The sequence below is a fragment of the Nocardioides marmoriginsengisoli genome (genome assembly GCF_003725695.1).
GTDB classification, from domain to species: domain Bacteria; phylum Actinomycetota; class Actinomycetes; order Propionibacteriales; family Nocardioidaceae; genus Marmoricola; species Marmoricola marmoriginsengisoli.
This window is the reverse complement of sequence record NZ_RJSE01000009.1, coordinates 545,950-568,093: the sequence shown is the minus strand read 5'-3', so window position 1 is coordinate 568,093 and position 22,144 is coordinate 545,950. Positions and strand designations below refer to the sequence as shown.

The following is a 22,144-nucleotide window of genomic DNA, read 5'->3' as shown; positions in this document are numbered from 1 at the left end:
CCACCACGCGCCGACAACAACGCCACCACCTCATCGAGGTCCAGCGCAGCACCGCGCTCCGCACGCACCAGCGCACGGCGGATCTGTTGCGGGGTGGCGATCAGGGGTACAGCCCGCGCTGCTTGTGAGCCTGCGCGACCGTCTGTACGGCGAGCTGCGTCGCAGCCGCGCGCAACGAGATGCTTCGACCCGTCGCGTAGGCACTGACCCGCTCCCACGCGGTCAGCATCCGCACGCGCAGTCGCTCCTCGACCTCGACCTCGCTCCACCAGTAGGCCTGGTTCGCCTGGACCCACTCGAAGTAGGAGACGATCACGCCGCCGGCGTTCGCCAGGATGTCGGGGACGACCAGCTGGCCGCGCTCCTCGAGGATCCGGTCGGCCTCCGGCGTCGTCGGACCGTTGGCGCCCTCGACGATGATCGGTGCGACTACCCGCGCGGCGTTGTCCGCGCGGATCACGCACTCGACCGCAGCCGGGACCAGCACCTCGACGTCGCACTCGACCAGCAGCTCGCCGTCCAGCGGCTCGGAGCCGGGGAAGCCGACGACCGAGCCGGTCCGGTCGACGTGCTCCTCCAGCGCCGCGACGTCCAGGCCGTCCTCGGAGCGGATGCCGCCGTACTGGTCGGAGATCGCGGTGATCCGCACCCCGGCCTCGGCGAGGAAGACGGCCGCGCTGCGACCGACCTTGCCGAATCCCTGGATCGCGGCGCGCGACCGTGTCGCCTCGAAGCCGCGGTCGGCGAGCGCGGCCAGCGCCACGTGCACGACACCGCGGGAGGTCGCCGTCGCCCGGCCGAGCGACCCGCCCAGCGAGATCGGCTTCCCGGTGACGACACCGAGCACGGTGTGGCCGGAGTTCACCGAGAACGAGTCCATGATCCACGCCATGGTCTGCTCGTCGGTGCCCACGTCGGGCGCCGGGATGTCCTGCTCCGGCCCGATGATCGGCATGATCTCGCTGGTGTAGCGACGCGTGACCCGCTCCAGCTCGGCCGGCGAGTAGTTCCGCGGATCGATCCGGACCCCGCCCTTGGCGCCGCCGTACGGGACGTCCAGCAGGGCGCACTTCCAGGTCATCCACATCGCCAGCGCCCGGACCTCGTCCAGGTCCACGTCCGGGCTGTACCGCAGACCGCCCTTCGCCGGACCCCGGGACAGGTTGTGCTGCACCCGGTGACCGGTGAGCACCTCGACGGTGCCGTCATCCCGACGCAGCGGGATGCTGACGGTCATCTCGCGACGCGGGGAGGCGAGCATCTCGAACATGTGCTGGTCGTAGCCGAGCGCCTCGACCGCCTGCCGCAGCCGGCTGCGGGCGTCGCCGAGCGGATCGGCCGCCTCGGCGACCTCCTGGGCGGCCTCCTGGACGACGGTCATCACTGCACCTGGGCCGAGCTCAACCGGGTGTACAGCTCGGGGCGGCGGTCGCGGAGGAACGGACGACGACGGCGTACGGCGTCCACCTCGGCCAGGTCGACGTCGGCGATCGCGAGCCCGTCCTGGTCGTCGGGAGCCTGCGCGAGCACGTCACCGTTCGGACCGTAGACCGCGGAGAGCCCGAAGTACTCCTTGCTGCCCTCGACCCCGAACCGGTTCGCGCAGATCACGAAGAGACCGTTGAAGACCGCGTGCGCACGGAGCTCGAGCTGGAAGACCTCCTTCATCGGCGCGCTCGCCGAGGCGACCGGCACGCAGAGCACCGAGCCGCCGCGCAGCGCGACGACGCGGCCCAGCTCCGGGAAGTGCCGCTCGTAGCAGATGATCGTGCCGATGCCGCCGTCCGGCGTCTGCACGACCTCCGGCTCGGTCTCGCCGGGACGGAAGTAGAACTTCTCCGGGAACCCGTTGGAGAACGGCAGGTGCGACTTGCGGTAGACCGAGCGCAGCTCGCCGCCGACGTACGTGCAGGCGGTGTTGTGGTAGACCCCGGGCACCGCGCTGGCCTCGAAGATCGAGGAGACCACCGTCATCTGGTGCCGCCGGGACGCCTCCTGGGCCATCGTGTTCGACGGGCCGTCGAGCGTCTCGGCGTGCACGAAGTACTCCGGGTCCGGCTCGGGCTGGACGAACGGGACCGCGAACATCTCCGGGAGCAGCAGCATCCGGGTGCCCTGGGCCGCGGCGTCGTCGATCAGCGCCTCGGCGCGTCCGATGGTCTCCGCGCGGTCGTCGGAGGCGCGGAGTTGTACGGCGGCGAGCTTCATGGTGTGACCTCCAGCGATCGGTAGCAGCAGAACGGGGTCAGGCCCGGGCGGCCTGGGCGAGCCGGGTGAGCGTCTGCTCCTTGTCACCCAGCGTGGAGATGATCGGGCAGCGGACGCCGGCCTCGTGGTAGGAGACCAGCTTCTCGAAGGCCTGGTCGGTGGTGCCGCACGCGGTCACCCGCTGCACCAGCTCGTTGGGCACCAGCACCATCGCGCGCTTGATGTCCTCGGGGGTGGCCGGCCAGCCGGCGATCTCCTGGAGCCGGTCGACCAGCTCGCGCTCGACACCGCAGTGCTCGGCGATGTGCGGCTGCTGGCACAGGTAGAGGGTCAGGAACGCCTTGCAGGCGTCGATGGCCTCCTGCGGGTCCTTGTCGTTGACGCTGCACGAGACGATCTGGGTGAGGTCGATCTCGGTCTTGCCGTCGGTGCGCTTGGCGATGCCGCGGTCGATGGCCTCGATCGCTCCGGTCATGTACGACGGCGGCAGCAGGAAGTCCATGTGCACGCCGTCGGAGATCTCGCCGGCGAGCTCGAGCATCTTCGGGCCGACCGCGCCGATGTAGATCGGTACGTCGACCGGCTTGTTCTCGCGGTACATCGAGTCGAACCGGACGTCGCGCATCTGCACGAACTCGCCCTCGAAGTTGACGACCTCGTTGCGGAAGAACGCCTGGCAGACCTCGATGTACTCGCGCATCGACTTCAGCGGCTTCTCCAGCGGCTGACCGACCTTGGTGGCCAGCGGCTCCCACCAGGCACCGATGCCGAGGATCGCCCGACCGGGAGCGACCTCGTCGAGGGTCTTGAAGGTGACGGCCATCAGCGCGGCGTTGCGGCTCTTGTTGTTGAGCACGCCGGTGCCGATCTTCACGTTGTTCGTCTTGCTCGCGATGATCGCGGCCGGGACGATGCCGTCGCGCGAGAGCCGGCCCTCGGCGACCCACACCGACTCGAAGCCGTTCTCGTCGGCGACCTGGGCCTGCCAGTAGGTCTGCTCGAGGCTCAGTCGCTCTCCGACATGGATCCCAAGGGGCAACGCCTGCATCGAATTCCGTCCCGTCTGTGTCTCGGTCGGTGGTTCAGTAGTTGAACCACTGGTTCATATACTTGAGGACTTCGCAGGCTCTGTCAACACCTGACGACCACAAGTTTCCGCCCCCGCGCGAAACCCGTGGTCAGGAGGCTTCGCCGACGTCGACCGACGGGTCGCACCGGACGTCGAGCAGCAGCGGACGCCGGACCTCGGCGAACAGCTCGCCCGCCCGGTCGAGCTCCTCGCGGGTGCGCACGGTGATCGCGTCGGCACCCAGCGCGCGACCGATCTCGACGAAGTCCGGCCACGCGCACCGGGCCGGTGAGGGGTCCAGCCCGGCATGCACCAGGTGCCGGTACTCCATCCCGTAGGCGCCGTCGTTGCAGACGACCACCACCAGCGGAAGGCCCAGACGTACGGCGGTGCTGAGCTCGAGCAGGTTCATCAAGCCGCCGCCGTCGCCGACCACCGCGACGGTGAGCCGGCCGCTCGCGACCGCCGCCCCGATCGCCGTACCGAGTCCGAGGCCGATCGACGCGAAGTTGCAGGTGTGCACGAAGTCCGTCGGGGCGGCCACGCCGAGGTAGCGCCACGGCGCGTAGACGAACCGGCCGGTGTCGGTGACCACCACCCGCTCCCGCGGCAGCACCGCGTCGAGCGCCAGCATCACCGTGCGGCCGTCGAGGGTGTCGACGCCGCTGCGGTCGGTGAACTCGTCGTACGGATCGTGCGCGGCGAGCCGCTCGGCCAGGTCCGCGGGATGACCCGAGGAACCCGGGTGCTCGACCTCGACCAGCAGCTCGGTCATCGCCAGTACGGCGGCCCCGACGTCCGCGACCACCCCAACCGCGGCCGCTCCGGAGAGCCGAAGCGCATCGTGGTCGACGTGCACCACCGCGGCGCCGGCGAACAGCGAGCCGTCGACGGTGGTGTAACGGTTCAGCCCGGCGCCGAGCACCAGCACGCAGTCGGCGTCGCCCACGGTCCTGGCGGTCACCTCCGAGCTCAGCGTGCCGATCACGCCGAGGTCGAGCGGCTCGCCCGCGAAGAGGCCCTTGCCGAGCAGCGTCGTCCCCACCGGTGCCCCGAGGACCGCGGCGAGGCGGAGGATCTCGTCCCGGGACCCGGCGGCACCGCGGCCGGCGAGGATCACCGGCCGCCGCGCACTGGCCAGCACGCCGAGCGCCCGGTCCAGGTCGTCGGCTCCCGGAGCCGGTCCGGCGCCGAGGTCGACCGGACGCAGGATCGGCGCCTCCGCTGCCTCGGTCCCGTGCAGGTCGACCGGGACGTCGAAGAGCACCGGCGTGCCCGACCGCAGCACCCGCCGGACGACGGCGTCGAGGTCGCCGGCGACGTCCTCGGCCCGCAGCACCCGGTGGTAGCCGGCACCGGCCACGGTGGCGAGCGCGCGCAGGTCGAGGGCCTGCAGGTGGTCGGGCCGGGAGACGGTGTCGCCGGTCAGCACGATCAGCGGCGTCCGCGCGCGGACCGCCTCCACCAGCGCGGTCAGCATGTTGGTGGCGCCTGGACCGTGCGTCACCGAGGCGACGCCGAGCCGGCTGCCGACCCGGGCGTACCCGTCGGCCATGCTGACCGCGGCGCCCTCCGTCACGGCGGTCACCACGGTGCCGCCGAGGTCGTCGAAGTCGATCAGGTGATGCAGGTTGCCGTCACCCATCAGGCCGAAGACGGTGTCGACTCCGAGCTCGCGCAGCGCCGCGGCGAGGCGGCGGGGGACCAGCACGTCAGTCCGCGACGGCACCCACGAGGGCCACCGAGTTGCCGAAGACCTGTTCGCCACGGCCCATCTCGGAGTGCACCCGGGGCAGGTCGGCGAAAGCGACGACGCGGCCGAGGCAGGGGTCGAGCTTGCCGGCCACCATCAGGTCGTTGTACGCCCGGGCCTGCTCGTCGTTGGTTCCGTGGCTCCCCTGGAAGCGCTTCTGCCGGGTCCAGTGGTAACGGAGGTCGACGACGGCGTCGAAGCCGGTGGTGCCGGCGCAGATCACGACCATCCCGCCCGGCTCGCAGACCATGATGCTGGTCGGCACGGTGGCCGCGCCCGGGTGCTCGAAGACGATCGCGGGGTCCTTGCGCTCGCCGACGATGTCCCAGAGCTTCTTGCCGAAGGCGCGGGCCTGGCCGAGCCACTCCTTCTGGCCGGCGGCGTCGTCGACCAGCGGCGGGATGCCCCAGTGGGTGAAGTCGTTGCGGTTGATGTAGCCGATCGCACCGCGCTCCATCACGTACTTGCCGCGCTCGTCGTCGGAGACCACGGCCACCGCCTTGGCTCCGGCGAGCGCCGCCAGCTGGACCGCCTGGGTGCCGAGTCCACCGGAACCACCCCAGACCAGGACGACGTCGTCGGGCTGGACGGTGTTGCCAGCGAAGCCGTGCAGCATCCGGTACGCCGTCGTGCCGACCAGCGTCGGGGCGGCGGCCTCCGCCCAGGAGAGGTGCGGTGCCTTGGGCAGCACCTGGTGCGCCTGCACGCGGGTGAACTGGCCGAACGAGCCGTAGTTGGTGTCGTAGCCCCAGATCTTGGCCGACGGCGCGATCATCTGGTCCTTGCCAGCGGCGATCCACGGGTCGTCGGCGTCCCAGACACCCGGGTGCACCACGACCTCGTCGCCGACCGCGACCCCGGTGACGCTCTCGCCGACGGCGTAGACGATGCCGGAGGCGTCCGAGCCGCCGACGTGGAAGTCCTCGGTCTCGCCGCGCTTCTGCCGGGTCGCGATCTGGTCGACCGGGTAGCCGCGGGCGGCCCACACGTTGTTGTAGTTGACGCCGGCGGCCATCACCGCGATCAGCACCTCGTCCGGGCCGATCGGCGGGACCGGGATCCCGGTCTCGACCTTGAACGCCTGCTCCGGGTCCCCGAAGCGGTCCTGGCGGACCACCAACGCGGTCATCGTTCGCGGTACCTCACCCACCGGCGGCAGCTGGCCGAGCTCGAAGGTGGCATCGGTGGTGGAGACATTCTTGCGAACGATGTCGGTCATGGGTTCCTTCCCTAGAGCCTGGGCCGGTGCCTCAGGCGATCGCTTCCAATCCGGTGATCCGCACCCCGGTATGGGTCTTGTAGCGCATGTTCAGGCCGATCAGCAGCGGCGTGATCGACTCGGTGAGCCGGCTCGCCTCCAGCGGTCCGGCATCGATCGCGCGGAGCCCGGGCACCACCTGCAGGTGGTCGGCCACGACCTTCTTCGCCTCCGCGGCGCCGGCCAGGAACGTGTCCTCGTCGACCTCGTGCCCGAGGTCGGTGAGCGCCGCGGCGCTGATCGTGTGCAGGGCGCTGACGACCCGGACGCCGGCCGGCACCAGGGCTGCCGCCTGCTGGGCGGCGGAGCCTTGCCAGACACCGACGAGCTGGGTCGGCCGGCCGCCGACCGCGGGCGCGAGCGGGACGGTCGTGTCGAGCACGACCATCCCCTCGCGCAACGATCCGGAGACCGCCTTGAGCGTCTCGGCCTGGCTCGCGAACGGCACCGTCAGCACGACCAGACGGGTCGCGTCGGCAGCGGCGTCGGCGTACGACATGCCGTGCACCCAGGCCTCGGGCACCAGCTCGGTCGCGCGCTCGGCGGCCGCCTTGGCGCGGTCGGCGTCACGCGACCCAATCGCCACCTGATAGCCGGCCGCGGCGAACCGGAGCACCAGGCCGAAGCCGAGTGCACCGGTACCCCCGAGCACCGCGACGGTCGCCATCAGGCGGTCGCTGCTGCTTCGTCGGCGATGCCGAGCACGTCGTCGAGGATCCCGACCGCGAGGTCGATGTCCTCGGCGCCGATCACCAGCGGGGGAGTCAGCCGCAGCACGTTGTTGTTCGCCGACAGGTAGAGACCCTGCTTCTTCGCGGCGGCCACGATCGCGCCCATCGGCGCGGCCGCGGGACCGACCGCGTTGAACGGCACCAGCGGCTCGCGGGTGCTCCGGTCCTTGACCAGCTCGACGCCCTGGAAGAGACCCAGACCGCGGATCTCGCCGATGCTCGGGTGCCGCTCGGCGAGCCCGTCGAGGCCGGCGCGCAGGCGCTGGCCCATCTCCCGGGAGTTCTCGACGATCTTCTCCTCGCGCATGATCTCGATCGAGGCGACGCCGCTGGCGCAGGCCAGCGGGTGACCGGCGTACGTCTGGCCGCCCCAGAACTTGTTCTTCATCAGCCAGCCCGAGATCTCCTCGTTCACCGTCATCGCGCCGAGCGGCACGTAGCCGGAGTTGAGGCCCTTGGCGGTGATCAGGATGTCCGGGGTGACGTCGTAGTTGTCGCACGCGAACCACTCGCCGGTGCGGCCGAAGCCGGCCATCACCTCGTCGAGGATCAGCAGGATGCCGTACTTGTCGCAGGTCTCCCGGATCGACTGCAGGTAGCCCGGAGGCGGCGGCAGCAGACCGTTGGTGCCGGTGACGGTCTCCAGGATCACCGCGGCCACCGAGGTCGGGTCCTCGTACTGCAGGATCTCCTCGAGGTGCGGTCCGCCGGTGCAGACCGGGCACGGGTCGGGGTGACCGGCCGAGCAGCGGTAGGTGTAGGGGTCGAACATCCGGACGACGCCGGACGGCGTCGGCTCGGCGTGCCAGCGACGCGGGTCCCCGGTCATCGCGATCGCGCCCGCCGTCGCACCGTGGTAGCTGCGGTAGCGCGCGACGACCTTCTGGCGGCCGGTCACGTGCCGGGCCAGCCGGATCGCGTTCTCGTTGGCCGCGGCACCACCGGTGGTGAAGAAGCTCATCTTCAGGTCACCGGGGGTGACCTCGGCCATCAGCTCGGCGAGCTCCGCGCGGGAGCGCTCGGCGTAGTTCGGGCCGATGTAGCACATCTCGGCGGCCTTGGCCTGGATCGCCTCGACCATCTTCGGGTGCTGGTGGCCGAGGTTCATGTTGACCAGCTGCGACTGGAAGTCGAGGTACCGGTTCCCGTCGTAGTCCCAGAACCACGCGCCGAGTCCGCCGGCGATCGGAGTTGCGTTCACTGCTCCCTGGTTGGACCAGGAGTGGATCACGAACTCCTTGTCGGCAGTCCGGATTCGCTCTGCGTCCCAGGTGGAGGCCACATCGCTGGTTGTCATGGGGTCCTACTTCTCGCCGGTCTCGGCACCGAAGGTCGCCAGCCGCGAGAGCGGACGGCCGGAGCTGGTCGCGACGCAGCCGACGAGGATCTCGTTCGGCAGCGGGGCGCCGGGGACCTGCAGCGTCACCGTCTGGTGGTGCGAGCGGGTCTTGGAGTCGGTCTTGTGCTTGAGCGGTACGTCGATCGGGTCGCCGGGCAGGCCGACCTTCTCCGCGGCGGGCAGCAGCTCGGTGCCGCCGGCGGCGTTGCGGAAGACGTTCCCGAACTTGAGGTTGTGGATCAGCGCCGAGCCGTGCTCGACCTCACCGCCGATGCCGACCAGGGCCACCTTGCCGAAGGCCTCGACAGGGGCGCCGAGGAGCTCGACGCACGCCGGGCCGGTCAGGTCGCCGATCGACTCGGCGATCTCGTCGGCCAGGGTCACCAGGTCCTGGGTGTAGCCGGAGCCGTAGGGGTTCTCGATGACGATGCCCACGAAGGCCAATCGATGCTCCGGCGAAACCGGCTGCCCGTTCTCGAGCTCGGTCACCTCCAGGTGCCGCACCGTCTTCCGCACCGAAATGGTCATCATCTTTCCCTTCTCCGTCTGGTTCATTAGTTGAACCGGTGGTCCACATCCTCGCGAGACGACGACGCCATGTCAAGTACCTGGGGAAATTCGATACGCCCGATTTCACGCTCCGGGTACGACGACGGCCCCGGAACGAGCCGGGGCCGGGCACGGCGGAGCGGACCTCCCGCTAGGGGAGGCCGGGGGGCGAGGCGGGCAGCCTCAGACCTGCATGTCGCTGGGCAGCCGCAGATCCGTGTAGGTGAGCAGCTCGCCGAGCTTCGCCGACGCCTCCAGCAGCAGCGGCGCCACGCCCTCCATCCACTCCGGCGTCAACCGGAAACTGGGTCCGCCGATCCAGACGGCGTACGGGAAGGTGTCGCCGACCCGCACCGGGGCGGCGACCGAGGTCGCACCGTCCTCGAGCTCGTCGCGGGTGTAGGCGTAGCCGCGGTCCCGGATCGAGTCCAGGGCGGCGACGAACTTCTCGACCCCGCCGATCGACGGCGGCGCGTTCTTCTCGATCTCCTCGGCGTACTCGTCGAGGAAGAGCTGGCGGTCGATCTTGGCCAGCAGCACCTTGCCGGTCGAGGTCGCCCACACCGGCTGGGTACGCGGGACCGGCTTCATCGTCTGGCCGATCAGTCGCGGACCGGCCGCCTGGGCCACGACCATGACGTTCGGCGGGTGCAGGACGTCGAAGCCGCAGGTCTCCTGGGTCGACGCCGCCAGGTCGGTGATCACCTGGCGCATGTGCCGGTAGCCGCCGTTGCTGTCGAGGAAGCCGCCGACGATCGAGAGCAGCCCGAGCGAGACCTTGTAGCGCCGGGTGTCCGGGTCGAGGGTCAGCCAGCTCTCCCGCTCGAGCACGTTGAGCACTCGGTAGCAGGTCGCTTTCGGGATCCCGGACTCGCGCGAGACCTCGCTGAGCCCGACGCCGTTGGGGTGCGCAGCGACAGCACGCAGTACCCAGATCGTGCGTCGTACGAGCCCAGACTCACTGGCTGACATGTCAACCTTCCGTAGGTGATTTCCGCCGAAGACTAGCGCAGTGGGGTCAGCGCAGGGTGGGGTCGAAGGTGTCGCGCAGTCCGTCACCGACGAGGTTGAGGCACAACACCGTCACCAGGATCGCGAGTCCGGGGAAGATGCTGATGTGCGCTGCCGAGGCCACGTACTGGCGACCGCCGGCGAGCATCGCGCCCCATTCCGGGCTCGGCGGCTGCGCTCCGAGGCCCAGGAAGCTGAGCGAGGAGATGCCCACGATCGCCAGCGCCAGGCCCACCGTGGTGATCACGATGATCGGCGCGCTGATGTTCGGCAGCACGTGCTTCCAGGCGATCCGAGGCCCCCGTACGCCGGAGGCGTGCGCCGCTTCGACGTACTCCTTGCCCATCACCTCCAGCGTCGCGCCGCGCACCACGCGGGCGTACTGCGGGATGTAGGTGATCCCGATCGCGATCGCGGCGTTGCGCAGGCTGGGCCCGGCGACAGCGACGACCAGGATCGCCAGCAGGAAGTACGGGAACGAGAGCACCAGGTCCATCGAGCGCATCAGCAGGCTGTCGGCGAACCCGCCGCGGTAGCCGGCCACGACGCCGATGATCGTGCCGATGATGCCGCTCAGCAGGACCGAGCCGACGGCGGCGAGCAGCGTCGCCCGGGCACCGACCATCACCCGGGACAGGATGTCCCGGCCGAACTCGTCGCGCCCGAACCAGGCGTCTCCGCTGGGGCCCTGGCGTCGCAGGTCCAGGTTCTGGGCGACCGGGTCGTGCGGGGCGATCCAGGGAGCGAGGAGCGCGACGACGATCAGCACGACCAGGATGACCAGACCGACGACGGCCGCCTTGTTCTTGGCGAAGGCGCCCCAGGTCTCCGACCAACGGCCCTGCTCGGCGAGCTGCGTGGGAGCTGCTTGATCACTCATCTCAGATCTCTCTCTGCCGGGGGTCGACCCACTTGTACAGGACGTCGACGATCAGGTTGATCAGCACGAAGACGACGGTGCCGAGCAGCACCGCCCCCCGCACCAACGGGTAGTCGCGGCCCTCGATGGCGGTCACCATCAGCCGGCCGAGGCCGGGGATGCCGAAGACGGTCTCGGTCAGCACCGCGCCGCCGATCAGGGCACCGAACTGGAGGCCGATCACGGTCATCACCGGGCCGAGCGCGTTCTTCAGCGAGTACTTGAGCACGACGGTGCGCTCGGGCATCCCGGCCGCGCGGGCGGTCCGGACGTAGTCGCTGCCGAGCACCTCGAGCATGCTCGATCTGGTGAGCCGCGCGATCACCGCCAGGGGATAGGTGCTCAGTGCCAGCGCCGGGAGCACCAGGTGGTCGTAGGTCCCCCAGCCGAACGCCGGGAACAACGACAGCTTCACCGAGAACATGATGATCAGCAGGATGGCCAGCCAGAAGACCGGCACCGAGACCAGCGCCAGCACGCCGACCCGGACCACGTTGTCGATCCACGTGTACTGCTTGACCGCCGAGATGATCCCGACCGAGACGCCGACGATGATCGCCAGCAGCATCGCGGTGATCGCCAGGGTCGCGCTGACGCCGACGGTGCGGGACAGCTCGGAGACCACGTCGCGTCCGCTGCGGTACGACTGGCCGAGGTCGCCCTGGACGGCGTCGCCGACGAAGGAGAGGTACTGGACCACCACCGGTCGGTCGAGCCCGAGGTCGGCGTTCAGCTTGGCGACCTCCGCAGGGGTGGCGTTCTGGCCGAGCAGCAGGGTCGCGGGATCGCCCGGCGCCATCTCCAGGGCGATGAAGACGACGAAGGCGATGATCAGCAGCAGCGGCACGATCTGTGCCACCCGCTTCGCGATGTAGAGGGCCATGCTTTGTCCTTCCCGGCACGTCGGCCCGATCCGGGTGAGGATCGAGAGCCTAGGCGGAGATCAGTCGGTCTGGTACGGGGTGTCCCTGGCTTCGAGGAAGGCCTTGAAGCCCTCTTCCTGTCGGATGGTGCGCAGCCGGTCGCGCTCGGGCAGGCCGGTGGAGTCCAGGACGAGGGTGTCGGCGAACCGGTGCCCCATCTGGGTTCCCTTGAATCCCTGGGCGTCGAGCATCATCCGCACCGAGCGCTTCACCGACTGCAGCGTGAGCAGCGGGGCGTTGGCGATCCGGTGCGCGAGCACGAGCGCTTCCGCGTCGACCCGGTCGTCCTCGACGACCTTGTTGACCAGGCCGAGCCGGTAGGCCTCGTCGGCCGCGACGCTGTCGCCGGTCAGGTACATGTGGTTCATCAGCTTGAAGTGCGTCAGCCAGGGGAGCAGCAGCAGCGGCGACAGGGTCCCGTGCCGGATCTCGGGCTCGCCGAACGACGAGGACTTGCCGCAGACGGTGAGGTCGCCGATCAGGGCGAGGTTGCAGCCGGCCGCGAGCGCGACGCCCTTGACCGAGGTGATCAGCACCTTGTCCAGGTACCAGAGCCGCTCGATCATCCGCGCGTTCCGCTGGGCGATCGCGTCGACCTCCATGGTGTTGGCCGGTGCCGGGTCGTTGACCAGGTCCACACCCGAGGAGAAGGCCCGGTCCCCGTCGGCGCCGAGGACGACGACCTTGACGTCCGGATCCGCCTCGACCTCGTCGATCGCGCGGTTCAGCTCGATCACCGTCTGGGCGCGCAGAGCGTTGAGCGCCTTGGGCCGGGCGAGCGTGATCAGCGCGACCTGTCCGTCGCGCGTCAGCCGGATGTCCTCGAACGTCACTGAGCAGCTCCTCCTGGTTCGATAGTCGAACCGTTGATTCGATTTAGGACAATCAACTTCACCGGAGTGCCGGCTGTCAAGACCCAGATCACCATCAGGCCCGGATCATTGACACCAGCGGCAGTCATTGATTCACTAAAGTGAACTGGCAGTTCGATGAGTGAACCAGTCGAGGTTCGCTCGCACCGAGGAGAGGCGGGACCCCATGGAGTTCGACGTTGCGATCACCGGGGGACGACTCGTCGATCCGCAGTGGGGTGAACAGCAGGCTACGCTCGCGATCCGCGACGGCCGCATCGCGGGCATCTTCGCGCCCGACGTACCGGTCCAGGCCGCGGAGGTCATCGACGCCACCGGGCTCGCGGTGCTGCCCGGCGTGATCGACCCGCACACCCACTTCGGCTACGCGCAGACCTTCGCCGAGGACCTCCGGTCCGAGACCAGGTCGGCCGCGGTCGGCGGCGTCACCTCGATCCTCTCCTTCTACCGGCAGTACAAGGGCGCCGACCCGGCCCCGTACGACGAGCTGCCGGAGCTGATCTCGGACGTCGACAGCTCCTCCTACGTCGACGTCGGCCTGCACTTCGGCATGCTCGCCGAGTCCCAGGTCAACGAGATCGCCAAGTACAACGACCTCGGCGTCAGCTCGCACAAGTTCTACATGGCCTACCGCGGACCCGACGGCGCCACCGTCGGCATGGTCAACGAGTGCGACGACGGCCTGCTCCTCGAGGGGCTCGCGAAGATCGCCGCGATCGACGGCGTCGCCTGCATCCACGCCGAGAACACCGACATCGTCAACCGGTCGATGAAGCTGGTGAAGGAGGCCGGCGAGGAGGGCCTGCGGGCCTGGTCGAACGCACGCCCCGCCTTCGCCGAGGCCGAGAACATCCGCCGGGTCGCGTTCCTGGCCGACCACGTCGACGCCACCGTCTACCTGGTGCACATCGGGTCGCAGGAGAGCCTCGACGCGGCCCGCTACGTCCGCGACAGCGGCAGCAAGGTGTGGGTGGAGACCTGCCCGCACTACCTGACGCACACCTACGACAGCCCGGTCGGCCCGATGGCCAAGATCAACCCGCCGGTGCGCAGTGCCGAGGACGTCGAAGCCCTCTGGCAGGGCCTGATCGACGGATCGGTCGACACCGTCGGCACCGACCACTGCGCCGTACCGCTGGCGAACAAGCAGACCGACATCTGGTCCGCCGCGGCCGGCTTCCCGGGGATGGCGACCACGCTGCCGGTGCTGCTCTCCGAGGGGCACCACAAGCGCGGCATGTCGCTGCAGCGGGTCGCCCAGGTCCTCTCCGGCAACACCGCGTCGATCTTCAACATGCCCGGCAAGGGCACCCTCCGCCCGGGAGCCGACGCGGACCTCGTCCTCGTCGACCTGGACCTCGAGCGCACCGTCGCCCACGAGGACCTGGACAGCTTCTGCGACTACAGCATCCTCGACGGCCAGGCCCTGCGCGGCTGGCCGGTCCGCACGATCGTCCGCGGTACCACCGTCGCTCTCGACGGCAAGGTCACCGGGGAACCCCTTGGCAAGTTCATCCGCCGCTGAGCGTGACAGCGCCCCGCGTCAACTAATTGAAAGATGAGGAAGCCCCACCCATGAAGGCAAAAGTACTGCTGATCCAGAACGGACCGGCCGGGACCGACACCCAGAAGAACATCGACGACAACCTGGCCCTGGTCCGCGAGGCGACCAAGGACTTCAAGCCGGACTTCGTCCTGTTCAGCGAGCTCTCGAACACGCAGTACTTCTGCGGGTACAACACCCCGGAGCACTTCAACCTCGCCGAGCCGATCGACGGCGAGTCGGTACGCCGGCACCAGGAGCTGGCCAAGGAGCTCGGCGCCTACGTGATCTTCCCGTTCTACGAGAAGGGCGAGGTCAAGGGCGAGTTCTACAACAGCGCCGCGGTGATCGACCGTGAGGGCAACCTGATCAAGGGCGACCTGCCCGACGGCCGCCAGGTGAGCGTCTACCGGAAGAACCACATCCCGGACCAGTGGAGCTACAGCCCCGGCCTGAACGAGCGCTACTACTTCAAGGAGGGTCCCGGCCTCGCGACCTTCAAGACCGAGTACGGCAAGATCTCGATCCTGATCTGCTACGAGCGCTCCTTCCCCGAGGCGTGGCGCGTGCTGGCCCTGCAGGGCTCGAAGATCATGTTCGTGCCGGTCGCCGCCTGGGGTCCGAACCGGGCCGACTCGTGGGGCGGCGAGCTGCGCACCGCGGCCATCCAGAACGGCCTCTTCGTGGTCGCCTCGAACAAGGGCGGACTGGAGGAGACCGAGGGCCCGCGGCACATGTTCGGAGCCAGCCGGATCTTCTCCCCGATGGGTGAGGAGCTCGCTGCCGGTCCCGCCGGCGAGGGCCCGTTCGTGATGACCGCCGAGCTCGACCTGGACCAGGTCGACCAGCACGGCGTCCGTTACACCTTCTTCCGCGACCGCCGCCCCGAGCTCTACGGCACCCTGAGCGACGACGTCGCCCGCGGCGTCCTCTGAGAAGGGGGACGACCATGGACGTCGGAGTCTTCCTCGGGTCGCAGTACTCGGCCGACGAGGACATCTCCGTCGCGGTCCAGGACCTGATCGAGCAGACCAGGCTGATCCGCGACACCGGGTACGACGCGATCTGGCTGGGGCAGCACTTCCTCAGCCACCCCGCCCAGTACCTGCAGACCACGCCGTTGCTCTCCCGGCTCTCGGCCGAGGCCGGGGACATGAACGTCGGCACCAACCTGCTGCTGCTGCCGATGCTCAACCCGGTGGACGTGGCCGAGCAGTACGCCACCCTCGACGTGATCACCGGTGGCAAGCTGATCCTCGGGGTCGGGCTGGGCTACCGCGCCGAGGAGTTCGCGGCGATGCAGCTCGACAAGAAGGACCGGGTCGGCCGGCTCGTCGAGGGGGTCGAGATCCTCAAGCGGCTCTGGACCGAGGACAACGTCTCGTACCAGGGCAAGCACTTCACCCTGGACAACGTCAGCATCGCGCCGAAGCCGCTGCAGAACCGCCCGCAGATCTGGTTCGGCGCGACGGCCGACAAGGCCATCGAGCGGGCCGCGCTGCAGGCCGACGCCTGGATCGCCACCTCGATGACCGAGTGGGGCGAGATGAAGCGCCAGGTCGACCTGTACCACCAGACCCGGGCCGACGCCGGCCTGGCGAAGGAGGTCCGGTTCGCCAAGTGCGTCGAGCTCTTCGTCGGCGACGACAAGGAGAGCGCGCTGCGCGAGGCGGAGCCGTTCATCGGTGCGAAGTACAAGGCGTACTACAGCTGGGGGATGGGCGACAACGTCCCCGGCGAGAGCGGTGCGGGGATCAGCGACTTCGGTGAGCTGACCAAGAACCGGTTCATCGTCGGCGGCGTCGACGACGTCATCGAGGACTGCCTGTACCACCGCGACGTCCTCGGCGTCACCGACCTGATCGTCCGGCTGAACTTCCCGGGGATGCCGCGCGAGCTGGTCCGTCGCAACATCGAGCGCTTCGCGTCCGAAGTGATCCCGCAGGTTCGCTGACTCCCCTTCGGCGTAGCTGCTTTCCCCAGACGTGGCCCTGTCTCCCCCGACAGGGCCACGTCTGCGTTTCCGGGGTCAGGCCCCGGCAGGCTCCTCGTCGCGGATCAGCAGGCAGTCGACCGCCGCGACGCCCTGGCCCTCCTCGCCGACGAGCAGCGGGTTCATCTCGGCGGCCGCCAGTCCCGGCAGCGAGGCCGCCAGCGCGGAGAACCGTACGGCGGTCTCCACCAGCGCGTCCCGGTCGAAGGCCGGCCCGCCCCGGTAGCCGGCGAGCAGGGTGCCCAGGACGCTCGCGTCGATCAGCTCCTCGGCGTCCTTGCGGGTCAGCGGCACCGGCCGGGCGGCGGCCGGGCCCATCAGCTCGGCGAGCACGCCGCCGGGCGCGATCGACATGCAGAGGCCGACCTGGGAGTCGGCGACGACGCCGATCAGGCACTCCAGCCGCTCGCCGGCGACCATCTCCTGGATCAGGATGCCGTCGATCCGGGCCTCGGGCTCAGCGGCCCGGACATCGGAGAGCAGCCACTCGGCCTCGGTCAGCGCGGTCTCCGGGCGGACCCCGAGCCGGACGCCTCCGACCTCGGTCTTGTGGGCGATGTCGGGCGAGTCGATCTTGAGCACCACCCGCTCACCGACCGAGGCGACCAGCTCCGCGGCCGCGGCAGGGTCGGCGGCGACGTCGTACCGGGCGACGGGGATGCCGGCGGCCACCAGCGCGTCCAGGGCGTCCCTCCCGGCCGCTACCGGGTACTCGGAGGGCCACCGGTCGGCGCGCTCGACCTGCGGCCGCTCCTCGGCGACCAGGCCGGGCCAGCGCAGCCACGAGGAGATCGCCTTCAGCGCCGGGCGCAGCCCCATCACCACCGGGACGCCGGCTTCCTGGGACACCGCGGCGATGCCCTGGTCGAGCGCGCCGCCGGTCAGGGCGAGCAGCACGACCGGCTTGGCATCCGCGGCGGCCTGGCGGGCCAGGATCTCGGCCTGGGTGCGGTAGAAGTCCTCCTGACCGGGTCCGGCCAGGCCGACGTTCATCGCGAACGCGACCAGCCCGATCGCGGGGTCGGCGGCGGCCACCCGGAGCGCGGCGCCGAGGATCTCGGGATCCTCCGCCGCGGCACCGGTGACGTCGAGCGGGTTGTTGACCGCGGCGAAGTCGGGAAGGACGGCGACCAGCTCGGCCGTGGTCTCCGGCCCGAACACCGGAAGGTCGACGCCGACCGCCTCGGCCGTGTCCGCGGTGAGCCCGCAGGCTCCTCCGGAGATGGAGAGCGTCGCCACCCCGGCCGCGGCCGGCGTACGGCCGGCGAGGGCGGAGAAGAGCAGCAGCGTCTCGCGCAGCTCGTCGAGGTCGTCGACCCGGATCGCGCCGCTGGTGGCCAGCAGGCCGTCGAGCGCCGCGGAGCCGCCGGAGATCGCGCCGGTGTGCGCCATCGCGGCCCGGCGTCCGCTCTCCGACCGGCCGGAGGCGAGCACCACGACCGCCTTGCCACGGGACCGCGCCAGCCGGCACGCGGCGGCGAACTTGTCGGCGTCGCGGAGGCCCTCGATGAAGACGCCGATCACCTCGGTGCTGGCGTCCTCGGCGTAGTGCGCGACGTAGTCGGAGACGGTGGCCGAGGCCTCGTTGCCGGTGGTGACGATCGCGGAGACCGCCAGGCCGCGGCCGATCGCCGAGTCGGTGACGGCGTGGGTCAGCGCGCCGGACTGCAGCACCAGCGCCACGTTGCCGGCCGGCAGCGGGTCGACGATCCGGCCCGAGTACGCCGCCGCGCCGCTGGCCAGGTCGAGGGTGCCGTAGCAGTTCGGGCCGCAGCCGACCATGTCGTACTTCTCGAGGGTGCCGACCAGGGCGGCGAGCCGGTCGCCGCCCTTCTCGCCCTCGCCGAAGCCGCTCCCGATCACGACCACGGCGCCGATGCCGCGCTCACCGGCGGCCTGGACGACGTCGAGCGCACGCTCGGCGGAGACCGCCACCACGACCAGGTCGATCCCGTCCGGGAGGTCCGCGACACTGGGCACGCAGCGTCGTCCGAGCACCTCCTCGTGCTTCGGATGGACGACGACCACATCTCCGGCGAACCCGAACCGGTCGAGGTTCTCGAGCACCCTCGAGCCCCGGTTCCCGCGGGGCGAGGCCCCGACGACGGCGATCGCGCGGGGTGCGAGCAGAGGCTGGAGATTCCGGAAGTTGGTCGTCATCATCAATGGATCCCAATCTTTTTCTGTGCCTACGCTTGTGGGGTCCCATCGTAGCGGTTATCTTGATCCAACGGTTTACCTAGTGAACCGCACTAGTCAGTTGATCAGGCCAGGGAGACGTCATGTCAAGCAACGCCGAGCACAGCGGTGTGATCCTCGAGCTCCGAGGACTCCGCAGTCGCATCGAGACGCAGCGCGGTCCGGTCTATCCGGTCAACGACGTGTCCCTGGAGTGCCACCGCGGCCGGACCCTCGCCGTGGTCGGCGAGTCCGGCTCCGGCAAGTCGATGACGTTCCTCTCGACCCTGGGCCTGCTCCCCGCCGGCGGCGTGATCGAGTCCGGCGAGATCCTGTTCGACGGCCAGTCCATCGACGTCACCGACAAGGACTCCCGGCGCGCGCTGCGCGGCAAGTCGATCGGGATGATCTTCCAGGACGCGCTGGCCGGCCTGAACCCGGCGTTCACGATCGGTCAGCAGATCGGCGACGTGATCCGCCACCACGACAAGGTCTCCCGCAAGGTGGCCCGCGCCCAGGCGATCGAGACCCTCGGCCTGGTCGGCATCCCCAACCCCGAGCAGCGGGTGGACGCCTACCCGCACCAGCTCTCCGGCGGCATGCGCCAGCGGGTGATGATCGCGATGGGGATCGCGCTGCGGCCGCAGGTGCTGGTCGCCGACGAGCCGACCACCGCCCTCGACGTGACCGTCCAGGCGCAGATCATGGAGCTGCTTGACAGCCTCCGCACCCAGCTCGGGATGTCGCTGGTGATCATCACCCACGACCTCGGCGTCGTCGCCCGGTACGCCGAGGAAGTCGCCGTGATGTACGGCGGCCGGATCGTCGAGCGCGGCACCGTGCACCAGGTGCTCGAGTCCTCGGTGCACCCGTACACGCAAGCCCTGCGCAACTCGACGCCGCGCCCGGACTCGGACGCCGCCGGGCTGGCCGCGATCCCCGGGCAGCCGCCGAGCATCGCCGACGTACCGGCGGGCTGCAGCTTCCACCCGCGCTGCCAGGTCACCGCCGGGCGCGACGACTGCCGCCAGGTGATCCCGGTACTCCGCCGGCTCACCCCGGACGGTCAGCTGACCGCCTGCCACCACGCCGAGGAGATGTCGCTGTCGGCGACCCGTCAGGAGATGAGCGCGTGATGTCCGTCCAGCCGCTTCCGTCGACCGAGACCCTGCCCTTCGTCTCGGGCGACAACCCGATCCTGCGGGTCGAGCACCTGAGCAAGGAGTTCGGCAAGCGCCGCCGCCGCGGCACCAGCACCACCGTGAAGGCCGTCAACGACGTCTCCTTCGACCTGGCCCGCGGCGAGACCCTCGGCCTGGTCGGCGAGTCCGGCTGCGGCAAGACCACGCTGAGCCGGATGCTGCTGCGCCTGATCGAGCCGACCTCCGGCAGCGTCGAGGTGGAGGGCGAGCAGGTGACCGGCCTCAAGGGCAACGACCTGCGCCGCTTCCGGCAGCGCGCCCAGGTGGTCTTCCAGGACCCCTACGCCTCGCTCGACCCGCGGCAGCGGATCTCCGCGACCGTGGCCGAGCCGCTGGTCAACTCGGGCAAGTCCAAGGCCGAGAAGAAGGAGATCGTCGACGGGCTGCTCGCCCGGATGGGTCTGCTCCCGGCGCACGCGAGCCGGTTCCCGCACCAGTTCTCCGGCGGCCAGCGGCAACGGATCGGCATCGCCCGGGCGCTCTCGGTGACTCCCGACCTGCTGCTGCTCGACGAGCCGGTCTCGGCGCTCGACGTCTCCATCCAGGCCCAGGTGCTGACCCTGCTCAGCGACCTGCGCGAGGAGTTCGACCTCAGCTACATCCTGATCTCCCACGACCTGTCGGTGGTCCGCCACGTCAGCGACCGGGTGATGGTGATGTACCTGGGCCGGATCGTGGAGATGGCCGACAAGAACAGCCTCTTCACCGCGCCCCGGCACCCGTACACCGTCTCGCTGCTCTCCGCGGCGCCGGTCCCGGACCCGACCATCGAGCGCACCCGGCAGCGGATCGTCCTGCGCGGCGACCCGCCGAACCCGGCCAACCCGCCGTCGGGCTGCGCCTTCCACCGACGCTGCTTCCACGCCACCACGATGGCGGCACAGCTCCCCGGCGACCAGGTGACGACCCTGGACGACGGCAGCCGGGTTCCGACCGCGTGCACCACCACGGTGCCGCTGCTGACCCCGGACAGCGCGACGCACTGGTCGGCCTGCCACTTCCCGATGACGCCCGAGGACAACGCCGCGGTGGGCGTCACCGCAGCTCTCTGACAGACCCTGACAACGCAAGAGGCCGGCGCACCAGCGCCGGCCTCTTCGTCGTTCCGGCTCAGGAGGCGAACGGGTCCGCGATCGCCAGGTAGCGGACGTCCAGGTACTCCTCGATGCCCTCGGCGCCGCCCTCGCGACCCATCCCGGACTGCTTGATGCCGCCGAACGGAGCAGCCGCGTTCGAGATGATCCCGAGGTTGAGACCGAGCATCCCGGACTCGATCGTCTCGGCGAGGCGCAGACCGCGGGCGCCGTCCCGGGTGAACACGTACGCCGCCAGGCCGTACTCGGTGTCGTTGGCGAGCGCGACCGCCTCGTCCTCGGTGCTGAACGTGACGATCGGGGCGACCGGCCCGAAGACCTCCTCGGCCAGGATCCGCGACCCGGCCGGTACGTCGACCAGCACCGTCGGGCGGTAGTAGTGGCCCGGCCCGTCGACGAGCTCGCCGCCGGTGAGCGCCCGGGCGCCGCGGTCGACGGCGTCGGTGACCAGCTCGTGCACCTTCGCCCGGCTGGGCTCGTCGATCAGCGGGCCGATGTCGGTCCCGGCCTCGGTGCCGCGCCCGGTGCTCAGCGCGTCCATCCGCTTGGCCAGCCGCTCGGAGAACTCGACCGCGACCGACTCGTGCACGATCATCCGGTTGGCCGCCGTGCAGGCCTGGCCCATGTTGCGCAGCTTCGCGGCCAGCGCGCCCTCGACGGCGAGGTCCAGGTCGGCGTCCTCGAAGACCAGCAGCGGGGCGTTGCCGCCGAGCTCCATCGAGGTGCGCAGGACCTGGTCGGCGGCGTCGCGGAGCAGCCGGCGGCCGACCTCGGTGGAGCCGGTGAAGGAGAGCTTGCGCAGCCGCGGGTCCGCGATCAACGGGCCGGTGACCTTGCCGGCGCTGGTCGTCGGAACGACGTTGAGGACGCCCGCGGGCAGTCCGCACTCCTCCATCAGCTGGGCGAAGAACAGGGTCGAGAGCGGGGTCAGCGCCGGCGGCTTCATCACCATCGTGCAGCCGGCCGCGACCGCGGGGGCCACCTTCCGGGTGGCCATCGCGAGCGGGAAGTTCCACGGGGTGATGAACAGGCACGGGCCGACCGGGCGGCGGTGCACCAGCAGCCGGTTCTTCCCGTCCGGCGCGACCGTGTAGCGGCCGTCGATCCGGACCGCCTCCTCGGAGAACCAGCGCAGGAACTCGGCGGCGTACAGGACCTCGCCGCGGGCCTCGGCGAGCGGCTTGCCCATCTCGATCGTCATCAGCAGGGCGAAGTCGTCGGCCCGCTCGATCATCCGGTCGTAGGCCTTGCGCAGGATCTCGCCGCGCTCCCGAGGCGCCGTACTGCCCCAGGCTGCCTGCGCCCGGACGGCGGCGTCGAGTGCGGCGGCACCGTCCTCGGCGGTGGCGTCGGCGACCGCGGTGAAGGCCGCCCCGGTGGCCGGGTCGGCGACGTCGAACGTCCCGCCCCCGGTCGCCGGGCGCCACTCACCGTCGATCAGCAGGTCGGTACGCACCTGCGCGAGCAGGCCGGCTTCGTCGTGGTTGTGGCTCACTGTTCTC

19 protein-coding genes are annotated in these 22,144 nt (G+C 70.2%); 5 read left to right on the top strand and 14 right to left on the bottom strand.

All coding sequences use genetic code 11. The features are described 5' to 3' along the window. Positions 1-100 precede the first annotated feature (100 nt). The 12 genes from EFK50_RS21280 to EFK50_RS21225 all read right to left on the bottom strand — a co-directional run bounded on the left by EFK50_RS21280 (position 101) and on the right by EFK50_RS21225 (position 12,593). The gene (locus EFK50_RS21280) at positions 101-1,381 is read right to left on the bottom strand and encodes a Glu/Leu/Phe/Val family dehydrogenase (RefSeq protein WP_123229573.1); all 1,281 of its coding nucleotides are present in this window, start codon (positions 1,379-1,381) and stop codon (positions 101-103) included. Continuing rightward, positions 1,381-2,208: a carbon-nitrogen hydrolase family protein gene (locus EFK50_RS21275; RefSeq protein WP_123229572.1), complete on the bottom strand. Its 828-nt coding sequence runs from the start codon at positions 2,206-2,208 to the stop codon at positions 1,381-1,383. Before EFK50_RS21275 ends, EFK50_RS21280 begins: the two co-directional genes overlap by 1 nt. Before the next feature lie 37 nt (positions 2,209-2,245). Next, the gene (locus EFK50_RS21270; protein WP_123229571.1) at positions 2,246-3,256 is read right to left on the bottom strand and encodes an LLM class flavin-dependent oxidoreductase; all 1,011 of its coding nucleotides are present in this window, start codon (positions 3,254-3,256) and stop codon (positions 2,246-2,248) included. Between the two features lie 130 nt (positions 3,257-3,386). Next, complete coding sequence (locus EFK50_RS21265; protein WP_183407948.1) at positions 3,387-5,006, bottom strand: thiamine pyrophosphate-binding protein; 1,620 nt, start codon at positions 5,004-5,006, stop codon at positions 3,387-3,389. After that, positions 4,990-6,249: a crotonyl-CoA carboxylase/reductase gene (ccrA, locus tag EFK50_RS21260; protein ID WP_123229569.1), complete on the bottom strand. Its 1,260-nt coding sequence runs from the start codon at positions 6,247-6,249 to the stop codon at positions 4,990-4,992. Before ccrA ends, EFK50_RS21265 begins: the two co-directional genes overlap by 17 nt. A gap of 31 nt (positions 6,250-6,280) precedes the next feature. Continuing rightward, positions 6,281-6,955, bottom strand: a complete 675-nt coding sequence (gene npdG / locus EFK50_RS21255; protein ID WP_123229568.1) for an NADPH-dependent F420 reductase — start codon at positions 6,953-6,955, stop codon at positions 6,281-6,283. Beyond that, positions 6,955-8,316, bottom strand: coding sequence for an aminotransferase class III-fold pyridoxal phosphate-dependent enzyme (locus EFK50_RS21250; RefSeq protein WP_123229567.1), 1,362 nt, complete (start codon positions 8,314-8,316; stop codon positions 6,955-6,957). The genes npdG and EFK50_RS21250 overlap by 1 nt, the downstream gene beginning before the upstream one ends. A gap of 6 nt (positions 8,317-8,322) precedes the next feature. Then, positions 8,323-8,889, bottom strand: a complete 567-nt coding sequence (locus EFK50_RS21245; RefSeq protein WP_221177501.1) for an amino acid synthesis family protein — start codon at positions 8,887-8,889, stop codon at positions 8,323-8,325. Positions 8,890-9,090: 201 nt separating this feature from the next. Continuing rightward, positions 9,091-9,879 carry an IclR family transcriptional regulator gene (locus EFK50_RS21240; RefSeq protein ID WP_123229566.1) on the bottom strand — a complete coding sequence of 263 codons (789 nt, stop codon included), beginning with the start codon at positions 9,877-9,879 and terminating at the stop codon, positions 9,091-9,093. Between the two features lie 46 nt (positions 9,880-9,925). Further along, complete coding sequence (locus EFK50_RS21235) at positions 9,926-10,798, bottom strand: ABC transporter permease (RefSeq protein WP_123229565.1); 873 nt, start codon at positions 10,796-10,798, stop codon at positions 9,926-9,928. A 1-nt stretch (position 10,799) separates the two neighbouring features. After that, the gene (locus EFK50_RS21230; RefSeq protein ID WP_123229564.1) at positions 10,800-11,720 is read right to left on the bottom strand and encodes an ABC transporter permease; all 921 of its coding nucleotides are present in this window, start codon (positions 11,718-11,720) and stop codon (positions 10,800-10,802) included. 60 nt (positions 11,721-11,780) lie between these two features. Beyond that, positions 11,781-12,593 (bottom strand): enoyl-CoA hydratase/isomerase family protein, encoded by an 813-nt coding sequence (locus tag EFK50_RS21225; RefSeq protein WP_183407947.1) that lies wholly within the window; start codon positions 12,591-12,593, stop codon positions 11,781-11,783. 205 nt (positions 12,594-12,798) lie between these two features. Between EFK50_RS21225 and EFK50_RS21220 the strand changes: the two genes are divergently transcribed. Genes EFK50_RS21220 through EFK50_RS21210 form a run of 3 tightly spaced genes read left to right on the top strand, consistent with a single transcriptional unit; the run spans position 12,799 to position 16,129 of the window. Next, on the top strand, positions 12,799-14,157 hold the full coding sequence (locus EFK50_RS21220; RefSeq protein WP_123229562.1) for a dihydroorotase: 1,359 nt from the start codon (positions 12,799-12,801) through the stop codon (positions 14,155-14,157). A 50-nt stretch (positions 14,158-14,207) separates the two neighbouring features. Beyond that, positions 14,208-15,110 carry a carbon-nitrogen hydrolase family protein gene (locus EFK50_RS21215; RefSeq protein WP_123229561.1) on the top strand — a complete coding sequence of 301 codons (903 nt, stop codon included), beginning with the start codon at positions 14,208-14,210 and terminating at the stop codon, positions 15,108-15,110. Positions 15,111-15,124: 14 nt separating this feature from the next. Further along, entirely contained in the window at positions 15,125-16,129 is a 1,005-nt protein-coding gene (locus tag EFK50_RS21210; RefSeq protein ID WP_123229560.1) for an LLM class flavin-dependent oxidoreductase, read from the top strand. A gap of 75 nt (positions 16,130-16,204) precedes the next feature. Here the strand turns inward: EFK50_RS21210 and EFK50_RS21205 are convergent, their stop codons facing one another. Continuing rightward, complete coding sequence (locus EFK50_RS21205) at positions 16,205-18,331, bottom strand: acetate--CoA ligase family protein (RefSeq protein WP_123229559.1); 2,127 nt, start codon at positions 18,329-18,331, stop codon at positions 16,205-16,207. Between the two features lie 119 nt (positions 18,332-18,450). Between EFK50_RS21205 and EFK50_RS21200 the strand changes: the two genes are divergently transcribed. Beyond that, positions 18,451-19,482: an ABC transporter ATP-binding protein gene (locus tag EFK50_RS21200; RefSeq protein ID WP_123229558.1), complete on the top strand. Its 1,032-nt coding sequence runs from the start codon at positions 18,451-18,453 to the stop codon at positions 19,480-19,482. Next, positions 19,482-20,600, top strand: coding sequence for an ABC transporter ATP-binding protein (locus EFK50_RS21195; RefSeq protein WP_123229557.1), 1,119 nt, complete (start codon positions 19,482-19,484; stop codon positions 20,598-20,600). The genes EFK50_RS21200 and EFK50_RS21195 overlap by 1 nt, the downstream gene beginning before the upstream one ends. A 58-nt stretch (positions 20,601-20,658) precedes the next feature. On the opposite strand, the gene EFK50_RS21190 is transcribed toward EFK50_RS21195, so the two are convergent. Beyond that, positions 20,659-22,137, bottom strand: coding sequence for an NAD-dependent succinate-semialdehyde dehydrogenase (locus tag EFK50_RS21190; RefSeq protein ID WP_123229556.1), 1,479 nt, complete (start codon positions 22,135-22,137; stop codon positions 20,659-20,661). Between the last annotated feature and the right edge of the window lie 7 nt (positions 22,138-22,144).

Bases quoted from the DNA above. Each gene is read 5' to 3' on its own strand.
- EFK50_RS21280 (WP_123229573.1), bottom strand. From the start codon at position 1,381: ATGACCGTCGTCCAGGAGGCCGCCCAGGAGGTCGCCGAGGCGGCCGAT.
- EFK50_RS21275 (WP_123229572.1), bottom strand. From the start codon at position 2,208: ATGAAGCTCGCCGCCGTACAACTCCGCGCCTCCGACGACCGCGCGGAG.
- EFK50_RS21270 (WP_123229571.1), bottom strand. From the start codon at position 3,256: ATGCAGGCGTTGCCCCTTGGGATCCATGTCGGAGAGCGACTGAGCCTC.
- ccrA (WP_123229569.1), bottom strand. From the start codon at position 6,249: ATGACCGACATCGTTCGCAAGAATGTCTCCACCACCGATGCCACCTTC.
- npdG (WP_123229568.1), bottom strand. From the start codon at position 6,955: ATGGCGACCGTCGCGGTGCTCGGGGGTACCGGTGCACTCGGCTTCGGC.
- EFK50_RS21250 (WP_123229567.1), bottom strand. From the start codon at position 8,316: ATGACAACCAGCGATGTGGCCTCCACCTGGGACGCAGAGCGAATCCGG.
- EFK50_RS21245 (WP_221177501.1), bottom strand. From the start codon at position 8,889: ATGATGACCATTTCGGTGCGGAAGACGGTGCGGCACCTGGAGGTGACC.
- EFK50_RS21240 (WP_123229566.1), bottom strand. From the start codon at position 9,879: ATGTCAGCCAGTGAGTCTGGGCTCGTACGACGCACGATCTGGGTACTG.
- EFK50_RS21235 (WP_123229565.1), bottom strand. From the start codon at position 10,798: ATGAGTGATCAAGCAGCTCCCACGCAGCTCGCCGAGCAGGGCCGTTGG.
- EFK50_RS21230 (WP_123229564.1), bottom strand. From the start codon at position 11,720: ATGGCCCTCTACATCGCGAAGCGGGTGGCACAGATCGTGCCGCTGCTG.
- EFK50_RS21220 (WP_123229562.1), top strand. From the start codon at position 12,799: ATGGAGTTCGACGTTGCGATCACCGGGGGACGACTCGTCGATCCGCAG.
- EFK50_RS21215 (WP_123229561.1), top strand. From the start codon at position 14,208: ATGAAGGCAAAAGTACTGCTGATCCAGAACGGACCGGCCGGGACCGAC.
- EFK50_RS21210 (WP_123229560.1), top strand. From the start codon at position 15,125: ATGGACGTCGGAGTCTTCCTCGGGTCGCAGTACTCGGCCGACGAGGAC.
- EFK50_RS21205 (WP_123229559.1), bottom strand. From the start codon at position 18,331: ATGATGACGACCAACTTCCGGAATCTCCAGCCTCTGCTCGCACCCCGC.
- EFK50_RS21200 (WP_123229558.1), top strand. From the start codon at position 18,451: ATGTCAAGCAACGCCGAGCACAGCGGTGTGATCCTCGAGCTCCGAGGA.
- EFK50_RS21195 (WP_123229557.1), top strand. From the start codon at position 19,482: ATGTCCGTCCAGCCGCTTCCGTCGACCGAGACCCTGCCCTTCGTCTCG.